The organism is Shouchella shacheensis (genome assembly GCF_001484965.1).
Lineage (GTDB): Bacteria > Bacillota > Bacilli > Bacillales > Bacillaceae_D > Shouchella > Shouchella shacheensis.
Map to the genome: position 1 here is coordinate 224,328 of NZ_KQ947393.1, position 18,423 is coordinate 242,750.

The following is an 18,423-nucleotide window of genomic DNA, read 5'->3' on the forward strand; positions in this document are numbered from 1 at the left end:
GATTTCCGGGCAGGACTGAAAAATCTCGAGCTCCTACCCGCCGCAACTAGATCAAGAAAGGTGAAGGCGCCCTGCCTACGAGCGACAAGTTCTGGAGCGACGGCAGATCAAGTCCGAACTTGACTTGAATGGGCCTAACCATCCTCCCCACCCGAGTGCCTACTTCCCCATCTGTCCAAGTTTCATCAGCATCAGCTCCACAGCAAGGACTTTTTCCCATTTCCCTGTTTTGATCCCGTAATCGGTGTCCGCCGCAAGCACAAGGGCGCCTTGAAGCATTTCATTTGAAAAACGCCCGACTTGCTGGCTGGCGAGCTTGACGACATACGGATGCAGTTTAAGCTGTGTAGCAATTTCTTTTTGCGTGTAGCCTCTCCCAAGACGGTTCTTGACTTGAAAATAAATGCGAAACTGTCGTGTGAGCAGCGCTAAAATGGCCAGAGGCTCTTCTTTTTGTTTGAGCAGCTGGTGGTACATGGCAACCGCTTGGCCGACTCGGCCTTTGGCGGCATGATCGATCACATCAAACACCGTTTGTTCCACTGTTTCAGCCACAAGCTCCTTTACCACTCCAATTGTTATGGCTTCCCCTTCCCCGACGTAAAGCGCACATTTTTTGATTTCATGGCTAAGCATGAAAAGGTGCACCCCCGCGCGATACAAGAGGGCTTGTTTCGCCTCAGGTTCGATCGACACCCCACACGTCCCTGCTTGTTCATCAATCCAGACGGAAGCCTGTCTTTCATCAAAGGGGGCTAGGCTGACAAACGTCGCCTCTTTCAGCTGCTTGGAGAGCTTTTTACGCTCGTCCAATTTTTCATACGGAGCGATGAGAACGAGCACCGTTTCCTGAGCGGGGGCTTTGAGATACTGCTCCAAGACGCTTGGGTCGTGTTCCACCTTGGTCTGCACTTTTTGCGAGGTCACTAAGTAAAAGTCATGGACGACAACAATCCTTTTTCCTGCAAAGAAGGGGAAGGTCTCGGCGTCTTCAACAATTTGTGAAAGAGGCGTGTCCACCAGTCGGTAATGAGTGTGATTCATCTCTGCTTCGTCCGCTGTCAAAAGCTGTGCCTCCAGCTCCTTCACAAACTGCTCCATTAAAAACGTCTCGGTTCCTTGTAAAAAATAGACGGGCTCAATTTGCTTTTTCTTGATGTTTTTTATGCTTGTCATCATATCCATTTTGATCCATCACCTGTCTTAACACTTCTATGTCCATCAATTTTAAGTGGTAAAAGGAAATTTAACAAGCAAAGCTTTCGCCTACAAACGCCAGCGATCACCGTTTTATTCAAATCGGCCCAACCCTCACGCCCAAAGGTACCCGAGCCGCCAAAGACGAAAAGTGCAGGCGGGTTGCTTAGAAGCGCGAATTTTGGAAGGCCTGGACTAGAAATCCCGATCTTGGATTTCGGGCCAGGACTGAAAAATCTCGGCGCTTCTACCCGCCGCAACTAGACAAAGCCGAAAAGCGCAGGCGGGTTGGTCAGGAGCGTGAATTTTGGAAGGCCTGGACTAGAAATCCCGATCTTGGATTTCGGGCCAGGACTGAAAAATCTCGGCGCTTCTACCCGCCGCAACTAGACAAAAAAACAGAAGCGCTCTCTCCGCGCTTCTGCTTCATGGCATTCATCTATGGTAAACGTTCCTGACCGAGACCCTAGGCACACCCAGTCAACAACGGGCGATGAGTAAGCCTTACTTCTAGAATATCCTATGTTCGCTCGCTCTATAGGTGACAACTCTTAGCAGAAAGGAAGACCCAATTCAAAGCAAGACAATCCGAAAAGTGCAGGCGGGTCGCTTAGAAGCGCGAATTTTGGAAGGCCTGGACTAGAAATCCCGGGTTTGGATTTCGGTCTAGGACTGAAAAATCTCGGCGCTTCTACCCGCCGCAACTAGACAAGTTCTTTTATTTTTGGGCGGAATCGCGTATACTAAAAACGGATGAAGGAGGTGCCACATGAACAAATTTGAACAAGATGTTCAAGACAAAGCAAACGACGTTATCCCTTCAGGCATAGGTTTTATTGCTTCTTTTGGTTTTTTCGCGCTAATTTTCATTATCGCAAACATCGTAGACGTGGCAAGCTACTACTAAAAAGAAGCCTCTAAGAGCGGAAAGGAGAACAGACCTTTCTGCTTTTTGCTGTTTAAGGCCCAACGTACATCCATGTTTCCGTTCTTAATTGTCATCCGTACATCCCCGTGTTCCCCTGTCTGAAACACCGTCGCATTCGCTTCACTCAAGCGTTCCATCACTTCCGGATGAGGATGATTAAAGCGATTGTTTCGCCCAGCGGAGATAAGCGCTATCTGCGGCCCGAGCATGGCCATTAATTCCTCCGTCGTCGAAGTCTTACTGCCGTGGTGACCCACTTTTAACACATCTACCCCAAAGGCTGGAAATCGCCTGAGCATCGCCCTCTCTCCCTCTTCTTCAAGATCGCCTGTAAACAGCCAAGAAACTCCGCCCATCTCTGCGTAGACCACCAGCGAGCGGTCATTGGTCGTTGCTTCCGTGCCGAGTGGAGCGAGTATCCCAAATTGCTGTTTTCCCTGACTCCAAGTATCACCACTCTTCTTGAAGGATATTTTCGCTCCCTGATCATAAGCAAACTGTAGCGTTTCTTCTTCAAACGGCTTTTCCAACCCTCCCGCGCCGTACAGTACCTCCTGCACGCGCACTTGTTCCATTAAGCCAATCGCCCCACCTATGTGATCATAATCACCGTGGGTCAGAATCAATTTATCAACCTTCGAAATTCCGCGTGCCTTCAAATAGGGAGCGACAATATCCGCGCCGGTGTCGAAAGTCCGGCTGCGCTCGCGCCATTCCTCGTCATGAAAAGAGATGACGCCACCCGTGTCAATTACGTACACCCCTTGTCTGTAAGGCAGTTCAATCACAAAGCCATCCCCTTGCCCAACATCAAGCATCGTCACCACTGCCTCGCTCTTGAAATAAGGGGCGGCAACCTGTATACCCATGATGACTACAAGCGACAGCGCCGGGCGCCACCACCACCCTGGGCGTCCTTGACCCCAGTTAACGAACATGTACACAATGGCAGCAAAAAAAGCGAGCATCAGCACTAGTGAAGGGCGACCGACAACAAGTGTAGGTGCTCGCCATCCATCAAGTGTTAACAGCCAATCGTGAACCACTGGCACAATAAGGGCCAACACCTGCAGGGGGAAGTTCAATGACAGAGGGAGTATAAAATCAAGGATCACCGCCAAGAAGCTCGCAGGTAGGACAAGAAGACTTACAAAAGGAATGTAGACCAGATTCAAAGGGAGGCTAAGGAGAGACCATTCAAAGAAGTGATACAAAATCAACGGCAGGCCGATGAGCTGAGCCGTTCCTGTTAGGCAAAGGAGGCGAGAGATATACGAGCGATACCGGCGGTGAATCGTTGGAGCAGAGAGCAAAAGCGAAAAGGAGACGAGGAAGGAAAGTTGAAAACCGAGTTGGAAAAGAGCATAGGGCTGGATGAGCAGAAAGAGAAAGAAGATACAGCTAAATCCCGTGAACGGGTGAATACGAAGTTTCAAGCGCAAGCAAAGCAACACAACAAAGGCCATACTTGCAGCACGCACAACCGGCGGCGCAACGCCTGTCAACATGACAAAGATCGGGAGAAACACCATCACCCCCTCCATCGCCTTCTCGCGCGTGAGACCAAGCCGGATTGCACTGTAAAAAAGCGCCGCAGTCACAAGGCCGACATGCAGACCGGAAATAGCAAGCAGATGCACAATGCCAAGACGCTCATAAGCCCCCAGTACAGGTGCGTCAACAAAGGCTCGCTCGCCAAACGTCAGTGCGACAACCACCCCTCCCACCTCAGACGGAAAGGTTTGAGCAATACGCTCGATTTGAGCGGCACGAAAGCGCGGAAGAAGGAAGCGCCACCCGGCGGTCTCTCTCTGACAGTCCATCGAAGACGACTGCCCTTCTAGCTGCCAGTGGATGCCACGCTCATATAAATACCGTTTGTAATCAAACGCGTAGAAATTACTTGGGGGTGCGGGCGGCTTTAAGGTTCCGCTAACGCGGCAACGATCCCCCGGGAGCAGGGACCCGAGCGCCTGCTGTTCCTCGGTTTCCAAGTACAAGCGGAGGCTCAGTCGCTCCCCCTCTTCACTGAGCACTTCCGTTCGTAAGAGGTCACCGTCTAGGTGCACCCGCTCATGGATATGAACGACCATTGCCGTTTCTCCTTCTAGAAGCATCGTTTCATTCGTGCTCTCGGTATACAGCGATACACCCGCATAACATAAAAAGACCGCGACTGCTGCGCCTCCACACCTCAAGCGCTGCTCCTTATCCAGACGGAAAGTGAGCCAAAGAGCAACAATCAAAAAGACGCTACTAATCAACAGTTCTCCGCGAAGTACGGCCGTAACTGAGGCCATGGCAGCGAGCATCATCACAACAAGAAAGGCCATCCCCGCTCCTCCTGATTAGTCGTCTACATTCATATCAAAAAAGATTTGCTTTGTTTTTTTCGCGTAGGATTCAAGTTCCACGTCACTCGCGCCTAACCGTTCTAGCTCGTTAAGCAGCGATGTGGTCAGCGTTAATTTCTCCTGGTAGCGCTGATCCATAATGCCTTGATCGAGCTCGACTTCAACGCATTCGATTCCTAAGGACGCAAAAAGCTCCTCAGCGTACGGATGATTTTTGTACTCTTTGGCGTAGAACACTTTCTGGATGCCGGCCTGAATGAGCGACTTGCTGCAGTGTACACAGGGAAAATGCGTCACGTAGATTTCCGCTCCGTCGGTCGGTACACCAAATTTAGAGCATTGCAAGAGCGCATTGATCTCCGCGTGAACGGTGCGAATGCAGTGGTTGTCCACGATATAGCATCCTTGATCCAAGCAGTGGGGTTCACCGGACACCGAGCCGTTGTACCCGCCCGCAATAATTCGTTTATCTCTCACAATCGTTGCCCCTACTTTCAGCCTGGGACAGGTGCTCCTTAAGGAAAGCAAGTGGCTTTGCGCCATAAAATATTGATCCCATGATATGCGCTCCAAACGAAACGACCCCCTTTCTTTTCGCAACTAAAGTGTAGAAAACAAGCGGACAATCGTCAAGCTAGGTTATTTTACCGTGATTAGTTCACTTAACTGTTGAAAAGACTTTTCGCCGATTCCGTTCACCTGTACCAGATCTTCAGGAGCCTCAAAGGGACCGTGTTCCTCACGGTAAGAAAGAATCGCACTCGCTTTCGCTGGCCCAATACCAGGAAGCGTTAGCAGTTCCGCCTCCTCTGCTGTATTAATATTAACAAGCGCAGCGTCAGAACCATTTGTGTTCGTGCTGCCTGCAGCCGGAATATCCTCCTCTCCCTCCTCCGGTACATAGAGAAGCATTTCATCCGTAAGGACGACCGCAAGATTCAGCGCCCGCTCCTCTGCGTTTTCCGCCAGTCCTCCTGCCATGAGGATCGCCTCATGCACCCGGCTCCCTGCATCAAGCTCATAGACACCCGGTGCGTGGACAGCTCCTTTCACGTCAACAATGACACTTGAGGCCTTCTCCTCACTTTCTAAAGAAGCACTGCTGTCCTCTTCTTCTGCGGCCTCCATGATCCACTCATCAGAGCCCTCTTGTCCGCTGCCGCTCTCTCCCCTTGTGACGATCAGAAAAACGAACAGCACAGCCGCAATGAGACTAGCGATGTAAAAATGAATCTGTGTTGGTTTCCACTTTTTCACGAGTCGTTCGCCTCCTTTCCATGCTTTTTTAACACATATGGACATCAGACGCTGCATACGCATAAGAAAAGCGCGAGCGCCTATAACTGAATGCGCGTGTGGCGCTTGCACTAAACAATGCAGATAGGACACTTCTAGAAAGACGGAGTTAGCTGGATGAAGGAGGGATGGGTAGTGAAAGTTGGGTTTATTGGAACAGGTAGTATGGGAACGATGCTGATTGAGTCTTTGCTGGATTCGAAGGCCCTTTTGCAGGAAGACATTCGCATCATCAATCGTACGCCCTCAAAGGCAGAAGCGCTAAAGAATGAGTATCCCGCGATTGCCATAGCAAGTTCAATAGAAGAAGTAGCGCGCACGAGTGAGGTTCTGTTTTTGTGCGTCAAACCCCCGGAGATGCCAGAGGTGCTTAAAGAGTTGGCTCCGCTTCTGGAACCAACGCAAACAGTGATCTCTATTACAAGCCCGGTATCCGTGGAGGCGCTCGACTCTGAACTTCCTTGCAAAACGGCGCGCATTATCCCTAGCATCCTCAACCGAGCGAGTTCAGGTTCCACGCTGATCAGTTATGGAAGGCGGTGTAAGAAGGCCGACAAAGAAAGGTTACGTGAGCTTGTGGCATTTATCTCTGAACCGCTTGAGATTGAGGAAAATATCACGCGTGTCTCATCAGACATTGTCAGCTGCGGACCGGCATTTTTTAGCTACCTCGCTCAGCGCTTTATTGACGGGGCTGTCAACGAGACAGAGATCACAAGAGAAGATGCGACGACGCTTGCAACCTCCATGCTGATTGGGCTGGGGAAACTCTTGGAAGAAGGGCATTATACGCTGCCTGCGCTGCAACAAAGGGTGTGTGTGCCTGGTGGGATTACAGGCGTAGGCATTGCTGTGCTTGAGGAAGAACTTGGGGACGGGTTTGATGAACTTTTCAAGAAAACCCACGAAAAGTTTGCTGCTGAAAAGAAGAAGCTCACATGTGAATTTACGTACGGTTAACAACTCATTTTCACTTAAAAACACAAGGAGCGCTCCTTGTGTTTTTTTTATTCGACATCAAGCGAAGCATTCCTGCTACTTTTTTATCCCTTGGAAAAAAATTCGCTCGCTCCTCTCCGTCGGCTTCTGTTCGGTAAAGTCAGCCGTTATACGAATGTCCTTGAAACCGGTCTCCGTTAACAAACGCTCATACGTCTCAACCTCAAACGTACGCTCCTTATGGAGTTCATCAAGTCGTTGATAGCTCCCATTTGGTTGCTTCACAAAAAAACTAAGCTCATGTAAGACGCTATGCGGATGCTCACCTGCAAAAGAGTGCCAGATGTAAGAAACGTCCTCTCCTGCTTCGGCAAAGGTAGCGCCCGCAAACTGAGTCATTTTATGAACCGAATGCACATCAAACAGAAGCAGGCCGCCCTGCTTAAGCTTGCGGAAGCAGCCTTTGAAGGTTTCCCTGACACTCTCCTCATCGTCCAAATAATTAAGCGAGTCACAGAAGATCGTCATCACATCAAACGAACCGACTTGTGGCAAGTCGCTCATATCCGCTTCGAGTAATAGCGGACAAAACCCAGCTTCGGTGAGCTTTGCGTGTGCGGTGGCAAGCATATCTGCAGAGGCATCAAGCCCTTGTGCCTCCCACCCTTTTTCTAACATGCCCAGAAGCAGCTCGCCTGTGCCGCAGCCAATATCAAGAACAGAGGGAGACCCGCCTTCAAGAGGGGCCACGGCTTTTTCAGCAACTTTTAACCATTTGTCGTATGGGGCATGGCTCATTAATTCATCGTACCAGTTAGCGAAAAATGTGTAGCTGCTCATTCTTTCCCCAACTCGTAGGTCCAGCCATCTTTTTGTTCGACTTTGCCTTCCTTCATCAGCTTCCCAAGCGCTCGTTTAAAGGCGGCTTTGCTCAGCCCAAAGCGCTCTTCAATGTCATTAGGCGTTGACTTGTCGCTATATGGCATGGCTCCTTTGCGCTTTTGCAGGAATTCCAGAATGTTTTCGGCGTCTGTCTTTTGCTGCTCGGTGCGAACGAGTCGCTGCGTCATATTGACCCTTCCGTCTTCGCGCACAAACTGAACGCGCCCTTGCACCGATTCTCCGAGGCGGGGAATCGCTTTTGCTTCGTCCATATGAAGCAAGGCAATTGGCCCCTCTTCCACAAGAAGCACCGCGCCTTCGTCAAGAAAATGATAGACGGTCCCATGCACCTCCCTATTCAGCCATGACGCATCCGCTGGCTTTGCCTGCTCGGTTACTGGTGCCCCGTGAACGAGCTTGCCCATCAAGCGCCCCTTTTTATCCCACGTTAAAGAAACAAAGAGGTGATCTCCAGCAGCTGGCCAAGCCGAGCGCTCCGTCGGCAGCTCATCCATGGAAACAAAGAGATCTCGGGAAACCCCGTTGTCTAGAAAAACGCCATGTCCTCGTTTGACCGAAACCACTTTTAGCCAGCCCATCTCCTCATTTTTCACAATCGGCATTTCCATTGTTGCCGATAGGCGGTTTTGGTGATCATGATATAAGAACACGTCCATGATCTCACCGACCTCCACCTCTCGCGTGCACTCGCGATTGTGCAATAAAATGTCGTTTGTTCCATCACTCAAAAAGTAACCAAACGCTGCCTTTCGCACAACTTCTAGCTTTTTAGAAATTCCAGGCGCGAGCATTAGCTGAGCACCTCGTTTAAATCGACATGTTCAGCGTCGCCCCAAAGTTTTTCTAAATTATAGTACAAGCGCTCGTCCTTATGAAAAACGTGGACCACAACGTCTCCGATGTCGATCAAAACCCACCGTGCTCTGTCGTAGCCCTCGAGACGTTTGATCTCCAGCCCGGCCTCCTGAACCACTTTTTTCAATTCATGAGCGATCGCCTGTACTTGCTTTTCTGAGTTGCCGTGGCACATAACAAAATAATCCGCAACAGGAGATACCCCCTGCATGTCAAGAGCGACAATTTGCTGTGCACGCTTATCATCAATCGCTTCAACCGCAAGCTTTAACCGTTCATTCAGCATGTACGTCTCCTTTCTGGTTTACAAGGTATTGGTACGCTTCCTCCGTTTGTGGGTGAACCGGGAAGCCTTTTTTTCGCAAATAATCTTTCGTCTGTTCGAGCGCAAAGAGGCAAGCCTGATCCAAATCTTCCTTGGCTAGCTCCCTCGCTTTATCAACACCTAGAAAGGTGCGGGTCGGCTCAATATAATCAGCAACAAAAACGACTTTCTCAAGCAGCGACATCCCGGCTCTCCCTGTCGTATGGGAGCGAATTGCCATCAAAATGTCTTTATCCCCAATTCCTAGCTCCGTCTCGACATAATAAGCTCCACAAGGGGCGTGCAGCAGTTCAACACCGTATTCCGCCCAGTGCGGCTCGCGCAAATCACGGACGACAGTTTGCTTCATTTTCGTGATGTCATGGTATTTGCAAATGTCATGCAAAATCGCCGCCGTCTCTGCCTTTTGCACGTCAGCACCATATGCCTTCGCCAATGCAGAGCTCGTTTCGTATACCCCAATCGTGTGCCGGTAGCGAGTCTCTGTTAAATGCGGCCGGACCACTTCCAGTGCTTTTTCATTGTTCACCGATACAGCCCCCTTTCTTTAATTAGCTGCTCGACTTGGGCGGGGACAAAATAGCGAATCGGTTTTCCTTCTTTGACGCGCTCTCTAATAGCGGTGGAGGAGAGGTTAAGCTCTATGAAATCCAAATACTTGAGCCGGTGTTTGTAAGGCGATGTGGCCGCATGCCCAGACCCAGGTCTATTAAAGGCGATAAACGTCACCAACTCCATCAATTCTTCAATCTTGTACCAATCCGGGAGCATATCGACCATATCTCCGCCAATGAGAAAAAAGAACTCCTCCGCCGGATAAGCGGATGTGAGCGCCTTGACTGTATCAATGGTGTAGGACGTTCCAGCACGTGCTAGTTCAATCTCACACACCGAGATACGCTCCTCTTGGTCAAGGACAGCCTCAAGCATGGCCTTGCGCTCTTCTCCCGTCGCGAGCCCTTCCCTCTTTTTGTGAGGAGGCGTCGCTACAGGGATGAACCAAATTTCATCAAGCCCTGCGCTTACAAGTGCTTCTTGCGCCATTAAGAAATGACCCATGTGCGGGGGATCAAAGGTTCCTCCAAATAAGCCAATCCGTCTCATGCCCGTTGACTCACGATCTCGGTAATTCAAATTTAGGCTTCTCGTTAGATGGTTTGTAGAGAATAATGACATTGCCAATTGACTGAACGAGTTCAGCCCCCGTGCCAGCAACCAGGCTTTCTGCCACTTCATCTTTGTCTTCAAGACAGTTTTGCAAGACGCTTACCTTTAACAGTTCTCTCGCCCCGAGCGCTTCATTCACTTGCTTGATCATATTTTCATTTACGCCGCCTTTTCCTACTTGAAAAATGGGCTGCTCCTTATGAGACTCTGCACGTAAAAAACGCTTTTGTTTGTTTGTTAACATACATCCTCCAATACACTATAAAAAATGTCGAACCGCTTCTTCCATCGCTGCTCGGTTGGGCTTTTGCTCGGTCCAGTATTCAAACGAAAGCGCTCCTTGATTAACGAACATGCCGATGCCGTTCAAAGTCCTGTTGCCGCGAGCCTTGGCTTCCTTTAACAACAAGGTCTCATCCGGATTGTAAATCAAATCACTGACAAATGCACGAGCACTAAGCAAGTCAAGGGAGAGCGGCGTCTGCCTTACGTTTGGGCTCATCCCCACAGATGTCGTATTAATGACAAGATCAAATGCGGCGAGTTCCTTCTCGGCCTGCTCTATTGACATCGCCAGAACATCGCTCTCATAGCGGGAAAAAAGTCCGGCAAGAACTTCCGCTTTTGCAAGCGTTCGGTTCGCGATGACGATGCGCATTGCCCGGTTCCGGCAAAGCGTCGAAACCACTGCTCTCGCCGCCCCCCCTGCCCCGATGACAAGAACCCTATGGTCCTCAATTCCAGCGGGCAGAACCGGCGTAAGGGACTGAAGATAACCGCTTCCGTCCGTATTCCTACCGATGAGTCTTCCGTTTTTGTTGACAATCGTATTGACAGCCCCAATCTCCTGAGCTTCCTCATCGACTTCATCCAGATAGTCCATCACTGATACTTTATGGGGAATGGTGACATTGCACCCAGCCACGTTCAGAGCTTTAAGACCGGCGATCGCTTCTTTTAACGCCGTCGGTTCGACATTAAAGGCATGGTAGGTTGCGTCCAAGCCAAGATCGTCGTAGATCGCCTGGTGCATAAGTGGACTGAGAGAATGCCCGACCGGGTAGCCAATTAATGCAAATAGCTGCTTCATCTCTTGTCTCCTCTCCTTATGACGTAATGGACGGACGCATTGATACCCCTACACCTTCTGGGGCATACGCACAAACCGTGGACCCATCGCCAGAGATTGTTATCCAGCCAAGACCGGAAAAAACAACGTCCGTTTTTTGTGCTGGAATTTTGAACGTATGTTTTTTTAAATGGAGGACTTCCTCGCCCTCTTCTGAAAACGGCGGCTGCAAGAGCGTACCTGCGTGACTTTCGTACAAATCGTCCGCTTTTTCGAGCTTCGTTCTATGAATGCCGACCTCGTTGGCGATGTGCACAATAAAAGAAGCAGGGTTTCCTTTTAAGAAATCTAGACGTGCCAGCCCTCCTAGGAAAAGGGTTTGCTCGGCTTTTAGTTGAAAGACCACAGGCTTGATCTCTTTTTTCGGGGTGATGGCTCTAAGCGATTTAGAAGAGGTCACATGCGCCATTTGATGATGGTTGATTAGGCCCGGTGTATCAATAAGGGCACGTCCGTCATCGAGAGGAACATCAATCAAGTCAAGCGTCGTGCCCGGGAAATGAGAAGTCGTAATGAGTGTATCGGCGTCCCCGAAGAAATCCTTGATAATGCGATTGAGAAACGAAGATTTCCCGACATTGGTACAGCCAACCACATAGACATCTCTGCCGTTCCTTAGCCGGTCAATCCCCTCTGCCACTTCGCCGATTCCCTCTCCCGATTTCGCGCTCATCAGCTTCACTTCCCTTGGCTTCAACCCCCACTCGCTCGCAGACTTCTTGATCCAGTTTATAAGCTTGTTGCGGTTGGTAGATTTCGGAAGCAAGTCCACTTTATTGGCTACAAGCATCACTTGGTTGTTGCCCACGAAGCGATGAACACCTGAAATCCAACTGCCGTTAAAGTCAAAAATATCGACAACTTTAACAATCAGCGCCTCTTTGTGATGAAGCGATTGAAACAACTTCAGAAAATCGTCGTCACTCATCTCTACGTCCTGCACTTCATTATAATGCTTCAGGCGGTAACATCGTTTGCACACAATAACGTCTCGGCTCAGGGCGGATTTCGGAGCAAAACCAAGCTTTTCTGGCTCCTCCGTTTGAATGGCTATCCCACATCCTGAGCAGTGAATCGTCTCTTCCGACATACTTAGTCCTCCCACTGAATATACCCCTTTTTCCTCATCCATGTTAACACAATCCGCTCCATTCTACGGTTCGCGCGCGTCATCCATCCATCCGTCGCTGCTACAGGGACGACGAGAATGGTGTGCAAACCGGCTCGGTTTCCGCCAAGCACATCGGTAAATAGTTGGTCGCCGACAACGACCGTTTCTTCCTTTTTTACATTCATTCGCTGGCAGGCTTGCCTGAACGCCCGACGCATTGGCTTACGGGCACTATGAATAAAAACAATCTGTTCCGGGTCAGAAAAGGCCTTGACCCGCTTCTCATTATTATTGGACACAATCGTCACATTCATTTCAATTTCTTGCAGCTTCTCGAACCATTCTTTCACTTCAGGTGTTGCTTCCGGTCGATCCCACTCCACCAACGTATTATCCAAGTCCGTGATGACCGCACGAATGCCACGATCGCGAAGGGCAAACAAGTCAATATCATAAATGCTCTTAACGTACTGATTTGGGAGCAAGTTCTTAATCACCAAGCACCTCTCTTTTGTCTACAACAAAGACAAGTAATCAAAAGTCAACTATACCTTTTGCAACGGTTTTAATCAATGAAATGTAGATAGTTCGTGACAACCCGGTGGCTGTTATGACTAATACTTTTCGACAATTTCAGCATTCATCCTCAGTTGTGGATAAGGTTATTCACCTCATTTAACCGCGCTACAAAAAAGATGAAGACCAATCACGCACAAGATACTCACAAGTTTTCCACGAAGTCGTGTGGATAAACGAACGATTGTTCTATCTCGTGAACCATGGTAGGATATCAGTAACTTACAAAGAATGGTCTTACAACTTGAGGTACGAAGACAAGGTTGCTCGGGCGATCTTCTATTAAGGAGGTGAACCTGCCGATACCGGCAGAAACCATGTATAATTTATCCGATGAGCTTCTTATTGAAACTTACCATAAGGCGGTAGAGCTTGAACTGGGTCAGGACTTTATTGATTTAATTGTAGCAGAATTGAGCCGTCGCTCATTAGCCGACGACATTCGCCTCACCTCCTAACTGCAGTGAAGAAAGATCAACCTTCCTATATAGACAACAAAGAGGAGATCGCTACTCGCGATCTCCTCTTTGTTGTCGTTCTTCATTTTTAGGGATAATCTTAATGTACTCACGAGGCTGGAATACCTCTGGTTGATCGTTCGATTGGATGGACGGGCCGCTTCTTGTTGCCTGAGTGGGGCCATCTTCATCATGCAAGAGCCACCCTCCTGCCATTAGTGCCATGAATATCCCTGCGCATATAACTGATTTGGACCGTGTACGCATCAATGGGCCGCTCCTTTTTTTCTACGGTTTCTTCATAGGATGGCAATCTTTGGTGTACACTATACGTATCTTTTGTGACTTTCCTTTGAAGGAAAAATTTTTTTGGAGCAATTTCTTCATATTAAATAACTTCTGAAGTAACGAACGACCAGTCTCCTCAAGGATGCACGCCTGTTTAATTTAAGATATAATGACGTAGGCTTAGCAAAAAGGTGTCCGGTCAACACAGGTTGCAAAAACGTAAAAGGAGGTCAAAAATGTCCAGTCTTCATGTAGCGATTATGGCTCCATTCTTACTGGCAATTCTCATTCCAGTTGTCTATCTCTACACAAAAAAAATACATACCGGTTGGTTTGTGCTTCTATTGCCTTCTCTCCTATTCGCTTACTTTCTATCGTACCTGCCCAACACTTCTGGTGGTGATACTATCACTAGTACCATGTCTTGGGTCCCCTCTCTTGGGATTAATTTTACAGCGTATGTGGACGGGCTAAGTTTGCTTTTTGCCCTGCTTATTACGGGGATTGGGGCACTCGTTGTCCTTTACTCCATCTTCTATTTGGATAAGGGCAAGGAGCGGTTGCATAACTTCTATGTATACCTCTTAATGTTTATGGGGGCGATGCTTGGGGTTGTTCTTTCCGACAACTTAATTGTTCTCTACATTTTTTGGGAGCTGACAAGCCTTGCTTCCTCTCTTCTAATTAGTTACTGGTTCCATCGCAAGGGGTCGATCTACGGAGCGCAGAAATCAATGCTTATCACTGTCTTTGGCGGCTTTGCGATGCTAGCAGGCTTCTGCTTAATCTACGGCGTCACCGGGACGTTCAGCATCCGTGGAATCATTGACCAAGCAGAGGTGTTGGCGGGAAGTGCAATCTTTTTGCCAGCGATGATCTTGATCCTGCTCGGGGCCTTTACAAAATCGGCGCAGTTCCCCTTTCACATCTGGCTTCCTGATGCGATGGAAGCACCAACGCCTGTTAGTGCCTATTTGCACTCGGCGACGATGGTGAAAGCAGGAATCTATTTAGTCGCACGTCTAACGCCTGTCTTTGGCGGTGCTAGCGAGTGGTTCTGGATCATCTCCATTGTCGGGCTCGTGACGCTCTTCTACGGTTCGATTACCGCGGTGCGGCAAAAGGATTTAAAAGGCATCCTTGCGTATTCGACCATTAGTCAACTCGGCTTGATTATGAGCTTGCTCGGGGTTGGTTCAGCGGCGCTTTACTTTGGAGATGCCGACCAACAGGCGCTCTACGCGGCTGCGGTTGTGACGGCGATCTTTCATTTAATTAACCACGCAACCTTTAAAGGCAGTCTATTTATGACCGCAGGGATTATTGACCATGAAACCGGCACACGTGACATTCGCCAGCTTGGCGGGTTAATGACGATTCTGCCGATTACCTTTACGGTCTCAGCCGTAGGGCTTGCCGCAATGGCTGGGCTTCCTCCGTTCAACGGCTTTATCAGTAAAGAAATGTTCTTTACAGAGATGCTGACGGCTGCGGAGATGGACATTTTTAGCGTTGGCACATGGGGGCTATTATTCCCAGTGGTTGCCTGGGTCGCGAGCATCTTCACATTTCTATACTGCTCCATCCTGTTCTTTAAAACATTCACGGGTCGGTTTAAGTCTGAGAACTTTAGCCACAAGATTCATGAAGCACCGATCGGCATGCTCATTAGCCCAGTTATCCTTGGCTCGCTTGTGGTGGTCTTTGGCTTGTTTCCGAATATCTTATCGCAATCGATCATTGTCCCTGCCGTCTCCGGTGTTCTCGAAGTAGTGCCCGTTAGCGCGGTTGAGGGGATAAACTTGACTTTGTGGCATGGGCTCAACACCGAATTGATGATGTCCCTAGGAGTTATCGCCTTTGGTAGCCTGCTCTTCCTGCGAATGAAAAAATGGGAAACACTCGAGATTTACAAGCGAGAGCGCGATCCGCTTCACTGGTTTTATGACCGTGGGCTTGATGGGCTGATTAGCAGTTCACAGGCGATCACTCGTGCGCAGATGACCGGACGCCTGAGAGATTACTTTGTCTACATGAGTGCTTTCCTTATTCTCCTTGTAGGCTTTACCTTCTGGTATTCCAATGCCTGGCTGCTCGATACAAGCAACCTTGCCGAGGTTCCGATCTTCATGTATATGTTGACACTTGTTTTTATTGCAGCAACGCTCATGATTCCATTTATTAGGAACCGAATGACGCTCATCATTGTTGCCGGAATTGTCGGCTACTTAATGGCGCTTTTCTTTGCGATTTTGCGCGCGCCAGACTTAGCCTTAACGCAGCTTCTCATTGAGACAGTCACAGTTGTATTGCTGATGCTTGCATTTAGACACCTACCGGAAATGACGAAAGAAGTCACCAAGGCAAGCACAAAAATGATAAATGTCCTCATCTCCTCACTCGTGGGGGTTGTTGTGACAGTGGTTGCTATCAGTGCCTATTCTTTAGGGACCAACGCGAACTTTACGTCCATTTCCCAGTTCTTCATTGATAATACGTACGAACTTGGCGGCGGTACAAATATGGTGAACGTCATTCTCGTCGATTTCCGTTCGCTTGATACGATTCTCGAAGTCCTCGTGCTGGCAGTTGTCTCGCTAGCCGTGATCATGCTTGTTAAACACCGCTTTAAAGGAGGAGAAGATGTATGAAGTATTCCAAGTCCCATGACGTGTTGCAGCGCAACCTAATTACGATTACGATCTATTTCCTCCTCGGATTTTCTTTCTACCTGTTCTTTGCGGGCCATAACAATCCCGGTGGAGGGTTCATTGGTGGGCTCATGACTGCCTGTTCACTGATGCTCCTCTATGTCATTTTTGATCGCCCTCGGGCCAACGACATTATTCGCTATTCATTTGTGACGATGATCGCCGTAGGCCTTCTTATTGGGATAGGCGTTGGCTTTCTAGGCGTCATTTTCGGTTCCGCTTATTTAGAGCAGTTCTTTGACTACTTCGAGTTTCCATTCTTTGGCGAACTCGAGCTGACCACTGCCCTTCCATTTGACCTCGGCATTTACCTAGTCGTTGTTGGAATGGGCCTTGTCATTACACTAACCGTTGCGGAGGACGAGAGCTAATGGAAATACTACTATTTATTGCTGTCGGGGCGCTCTTTGCAGTAGGAACCTATATGCTCTTAACTCGTAGCATACTGAAAGTCATTGTTGGCATTTTGTTTCTCTCCCATGGAGCACATCTGTTAATTTTATCAATGTCTGGTCTCAATGCCGACAGTCCCCCCCTTGAGCATATGGGGGATGGAAACTTTTCGGACCCCCTTCCGCAAGCCTTGATTTTAACTGCAATTGTGATCAGCTTCGGTCTTACGGCGTTTCTTGTCGTGATTGGCTATCGAACGTACAAAGAGCATCAAACCGATGATCTTGAAAAGTTAAGGGGTTCTGCCGATGAGTAATTTGATTGTCTTGCCGGTGATTCTACCCTTTGCCGTCGGAACCGTGCTGATTCTTTTTGCAAAATATCATACCACCCAGCGTGTCATTAGTGCGATTACGTCCATTGTCATGCTGGCGCTGGCCATCTATTTAGCGATTCATTCGTACGTAGAGGGAACGCTGACACTCGAACTTGGAAACTGGGACGCCCCCTTTGGGATTGTACTAGTTGCCGATTTGTTCGCGACCTTTATGGTCACACTCTCAGCCCTTGTTGGCGTTGTCTGTTTGTTCTTTGCGTTTGGGACGATTCATCCGAAGCGTGAGAAATTCTATTTTTACCCGTTCTATTTTTTCCTGCTAACAGGAGTGAACGGAGCCTTTTTAACGGGAGACATCTTCAACCTCTTCGTTTTCTTCGAGGTGATGCTGATCTCTTCGTACGCCCTCATTGTCATAGGAGGGACGAAGTACCAGCTACGCGAATCCTTTAAGTATGCCGTGATCAACGTCTTCGCCTCGATCCTGTTCTTAGTGGGCATCGCCTATCTCTACGGCATTACAGGGACGCTCAATATGGCTCATATAGCGGTACGTGTGGCTGAGCTTGAGCAAACAGGTGCGTTGCAAATTACGGCGATGATCTTCTTCACTGTGTTTGCCATGAAGGGTGCGCTCTTTCCACTTTACTTCTGGTTGCCACGTTCGTATTACGGTCCACCAGCAGCGATTGCTGCCTTGTTTGGCGGACTGCTAACGAAGGTGGGGATTTATGCGATTATCCGCACCTTCACACTGATCTTCACCCATGATCCAGGATTCACTCACACATTGATTCTCTGGGTGGCGGGTGCTACGATGTTCTTCGGTGTTCTTGGAGCGGTGTCTCAATTTGACTTTAAGCGCATCCTCTCCTATCACATCATTAGCCAGGTCGGGTACATGGTAATGGGACTTGGGCTCTATACGCGCGTGGCAATTGCCGGTGCGGTCTTCTATATCGCCCACCACATTATCGTCAAAACCTCACTGTTTCTCTTTGCTGGAGCCACGCAAAAAGTGACAGGGACGACCGACCTGAAGAAAATGGGAGGCCTGCTTAAAACGCATCCCGCTCTTGCTTGGCTGTTCTTAATCGCTGCCCTGTCTCTAGCCGGCATCCCGCCATTAAGTGGATTCTTCAGTAAGTTTCCGCTGATACTGGAAAGCTTAACCATTGAGAGTTACGGGATTGCTTTCGTGGCCTTGCTTGTTGGTTTGCTCACATTGTTTTCAATGATTAAGATTTTTGTTTACGCCTTCTGGGGCGAGCAAAAACACACCGCCGAACAAGCGAACATCTCAGTAAAAGGGCTTCTGTTGCCGATTGCCCCACTGATTCTTTTAACAATTGTTTTAGGGTTTGGCGCTGAGCCGGCTTTCAGCTACTCGCTTGATGTAGCCGATCAGCTACTAAACCCAGAGAGCTATATCAATTCTGTCCTAGGAGGATGAGAA

21 protein-coding genes are annotated in these 18,423 nt (G+C 48.9%); 7 read left to right on the forward strand and 14 right to left on the reverse strand.

What is annotated here, in order from left to right; genetic code table 11:
• Positions 1-159 precede the first annotated feature (159 nt).
• Entirely contained in the window at positions 160-1,185 is a 1,026-nt protein-coding gene (gene holA, locus AVZ68_RS01040; protein ID WP_059102680.1) for a DNA polymerase III subunit delta, read from the reverse strand.
• 781 nt (positions 1,186-1,966) lie between these two features.
• Between holA and AVZ68_RS19545 the strand changes: the two genes are divergently transcribed.
• Positions 1,967-2,104: a YqzM family protein gene (locus AVZ68_RS19545; RefSeq protein ID WP_082676229.1), complete on the forward strand. Its 138-nt coding sequence runs from the start codon at positions 1,967-1,969 to the stop codon at positions 2,102-2,104.
• Here the strand turns inward: AVZ68_RS19545 and AVZ68_RS01045 are convergent.
• The 3 genes from AVZ68_RS01045 to AVZ68_RS01055 all read right to left on the reverse strand — a co-directional run bounded on the left by AVZ68_RS01045 (position 2,101) and on the right by AVZ68_RS01055 (position 5,736).
• On the reverse strand, positions 2,101-4,458 hold the full coding sequence (locus AVZ68_RS01045; RefSeq protein ID WP_059102681.1) for a DNA internalization-related competence protein ComEC/Rec2: 2,358 nt from the start codon (positions 4,456-4,458) through the stop codon (positions 2,101-2,103). The genes AVZ68_RS19545 and AVZ68_RS01045 overlap by 4 nt on opposite strands.
• Before the next feature lie 15 nt (positions 4,459-4,473).
• Entirely contained in the window at positions 4,474-5,052 is a 579-nt protein-coding gene (locus tag AVZ68_RS01050) for a ComE operon protein 2 (RefSeq protein WP_059102682.1), read from the reverse strand.
• A 66-nt stretch (positions 5,053-5,118) separates the two neighbouring features.
• The gene (locus tag AVZ68_RS01055) at positions 5,119-5,736 is read right to left on the reverse strand and encodes a helix-hairpin-helix domain-containing protein (RefSeq protein WP_059102683.1); all 618 of its coding nucleotides are present in this window, start codon (positions 5,734-5,736) and stop codon (positions 5,119-5,121) included.
• A gap of 174 nt (positions 5,737-5,910) precedes the next feature.
• On the opposite strand from AVZ68_RS01055, the gene comER reads away from it, so the two are divergent.
• Positions 5,911-6,735 carry a late competence protein ComER gene (gene comER, locus AVZ68_RS01060; protein ID WP_059102684.1) on the forward strand — a complete coding sequence of 275 codons (825 nt, stop codon included), beginning with the start codon at positions 5,911-5,913 and terminating at the stop codon, positions 6,733-6,735.
• A gap of 75 nt (positions 6,736-6,810) precedes the next feature.
• On the opposite strand, the gene AVZ68_RS01065 is transcribed toward comER, so the two are convergent.
• Genes AVZ68_RS01065 through AVZ68_RS01105 form a run of 9 tightly spaced genes read right to left on the reverse strand, consistent with a single transcriptional unit; the run spans position 6,811 to position 12,701 of the window.
• The gene (locus AVZ68_RS01065; protein ID WP_059102685.1) at positions 6,811-7,554 is read right to left on the reverse strand and encodes a class I SAM-dependent DNA methyltransferase; all 744 of its coding nucleotides are present in this window, start codon (positions 7,552-7,554) and stop codon (positions 6,811-6,813) included.
• Entirely contained in the window at positions 7,551-8,408 is an 858-nt protein-coding gene (locus AVZ68_RS01070) for a CvfB family protein (protein ID WP_059102686.1), read from the reverse strand. The genes AVZ68_RS01065 and AVZ68_RS01070 overlap by 4 nt, the downstream gene beginning before the upstream one ends.
• Positions 8,408-8,758 carry a ribosome silencing factor gene (gene rsfS, locus AVZ68_RS01075; protein WP_157404544.1) on the reverse strand — a complete coding sequence of 117 codons (351 nt, stop codon included), beginning with the start codon at positions 8,756-8,758 and terminating at the stop codon, positions 8,408-8,410. Before rsfS ends, AVZ68_RS01070 begins: the two co-directional genes overlap by 1 nt.
• On the reverse strand, positions 8,748-9,326 hold the full coding sequence (gene yqeK / locus AVZ68_RS01080; protein WP_059102687.1) for a bis(5'-nucleosyl)-tetraphosphatase (symmetrical) YqeK: 579 nt from the start codon (positions 9,324-9,326) through the stop codon (positions 8,748-8,750). Before yqeK ends, rsfS begins: the two co-directional genes overlap by 11 nt.
• Positions 9,323-9,931 (reverse strand): nicotinate-nucleotide adenylyltransferase, encoded by a 609-nt coding sequence (locus tag AVZ68_RS01085; protein WP_245628032.1) that lies wholly within the window; start codon positions 9,929-9,931, stop codon positions 9,323-9,325. Before AVZ68_RS01085 ends, yqeK begins: the two co-directional genes overlap by 4 nt.
• Complete coding sequence (gene yhbY, locus AVZ68_RS01090; RefSeq protein ID WP_059102688.1) at positions 9,912-10,208, reverse strand: ribosome assembly RNA-binding protein YhbY; 297 nt, start codon at positions 10,206-10,208, stop codon at positions 9,912-9,914. Before yhbY ends, AVZ68_RS01085 begins: the two co-directional genes overlap by 20 nt.
• A gap of 15 nt (positions 10,209-10,223) precedes the next feature.
• Positions 10,224-11,054, reverse strand: coding sequence for a shikimate dehydrogenase (gene aroE / locus AVZ68_RS01095; protein WP_059102689.1), 831 nt, complete (start codon positions 11,052-11,054; stop codon positions 10,224-10,226).
• Positions 11,055-11,070: 16 nt separating this feature from the next.
• Positions 11,071-12,183, reverse strand: a complete 1,113-nt coding sequence (yqeH, locus tag AVZ68_RS01100; RefSeq protein ID WP_059102690.1) for a ribosome biogenesis GTPase YqeH — start codon at positions 12,181-12,183, stop codon at positions 11,071-11,073.
• A gap of 2 nt (positions 12,184-12,185) precedes the next feature.
• The gene (locus AVZ68_RS01105; protein WP_059102691.1) at positions 12,186-12,701 is read right to left on the reverse strand and encodes a YqeG family HAD IIIA-type phosphatase; all 516 of its coding nucleotides are present in this window, start codon (positions 12,699-12,701) and stop codon (positions 12,186-12,188) included.
• 396 nt (positions 12,702-13,097) lie between these two features.
• Between AVZ68_RS01105 and AVZ68_RS01110 the strand changes: the two genes are divergently transcribed.
• Entirely contained in the window at positions 13,098-13,238 is a 141-nt protein-coding gene (locus tag AVZ68_RS01110) for a sporulation histidine kinase inhibitor Sda (protein WP_059102692.1), read from the forward strand.
• Positions 13,239-13,289: 51 nt separating this feature from the next.
• Here the strand turns inward: AVZ68_RS01110 and AVZ68_RS01115 are convergent, their stop codons facing one another.
• Positions 13,290-13,436: a hypothetical protein gene (locus tag AVZ68_RS01115; RefSeq protein ID WP_157404545.1), complete on the reverse strand. Its 147-nt coding sequence runs from the start codon at positions 13,434-13,436 to the stop codon at positions 13,290-13,292.
• Between the two features lie 326 nt (positions 13,437-13,762).
• Here AVZ68_RS01115 and AVZ68_RS01120 point away from each other — a divergent pair, with 326 nt between their 5' ends.
• From AVZ68_RS01120 to AVZ68_RS01135, 4 genes are read left to right on the forward strand one after another with little or no spacing between them, the layout of a single operon-like run.
• Positions 13,763-16,177, forward strand: a complete 2,415-nt coding sequence (locus tag AVZ68_RS01120; RefSeq protein WP_059102694.1) for a Na+/H+ antiporter subunit A — start codon at positions 13,763-13,765, stop codon at positions 16,175-16,177.
• Positions 16,174-16,608: an MnhB domain-containing protein gene (locus AVZ68_RS01125; protein WP_059102695.1), complete on the forward strand. Its 435-nt coding sequence runs from the start codon at positions 16,174-16,176 to the stop codon at positions 16,606-16,608. Before AVZ68_RS01120 ends, AVZ68_RS01125 begins: the two co-directional genes overlap by 4 nt.
• Positions 16,608-16,946, forward strand: coding sequence for a Na(+)/H(+) antiporter subunit C (locus tag AVZ68_RS01130; RefSeq protein ID WP_059102696.1), 339 nt, complete (start codon positions 16,608-16,610; stop codon positions 16,944-16,946). The genes AVZ68_RS01125 and AVZ68_RS01130 overlap by 1 nt, the downstream gene beginning before the upstream one ends.
• Positions 16,939-18,420 (forward strand): Na+/H+ antiporter subunit D, encoded by a 1,482-nt coding sequence (locus AVZ68_RS01135; protein ID WP_059102697.1) that lies wholly within the window; start codon positions 16,939-16,941, stop codon positions 18,418-18,420. The genes AVZ68_RS01130 and AVZ68_RS01135 overlap by 8 nt, the downstream gene beginning before the upstream one ends.
• Positions 18,421-18,423: the final 3 nt, after the last annotated feature.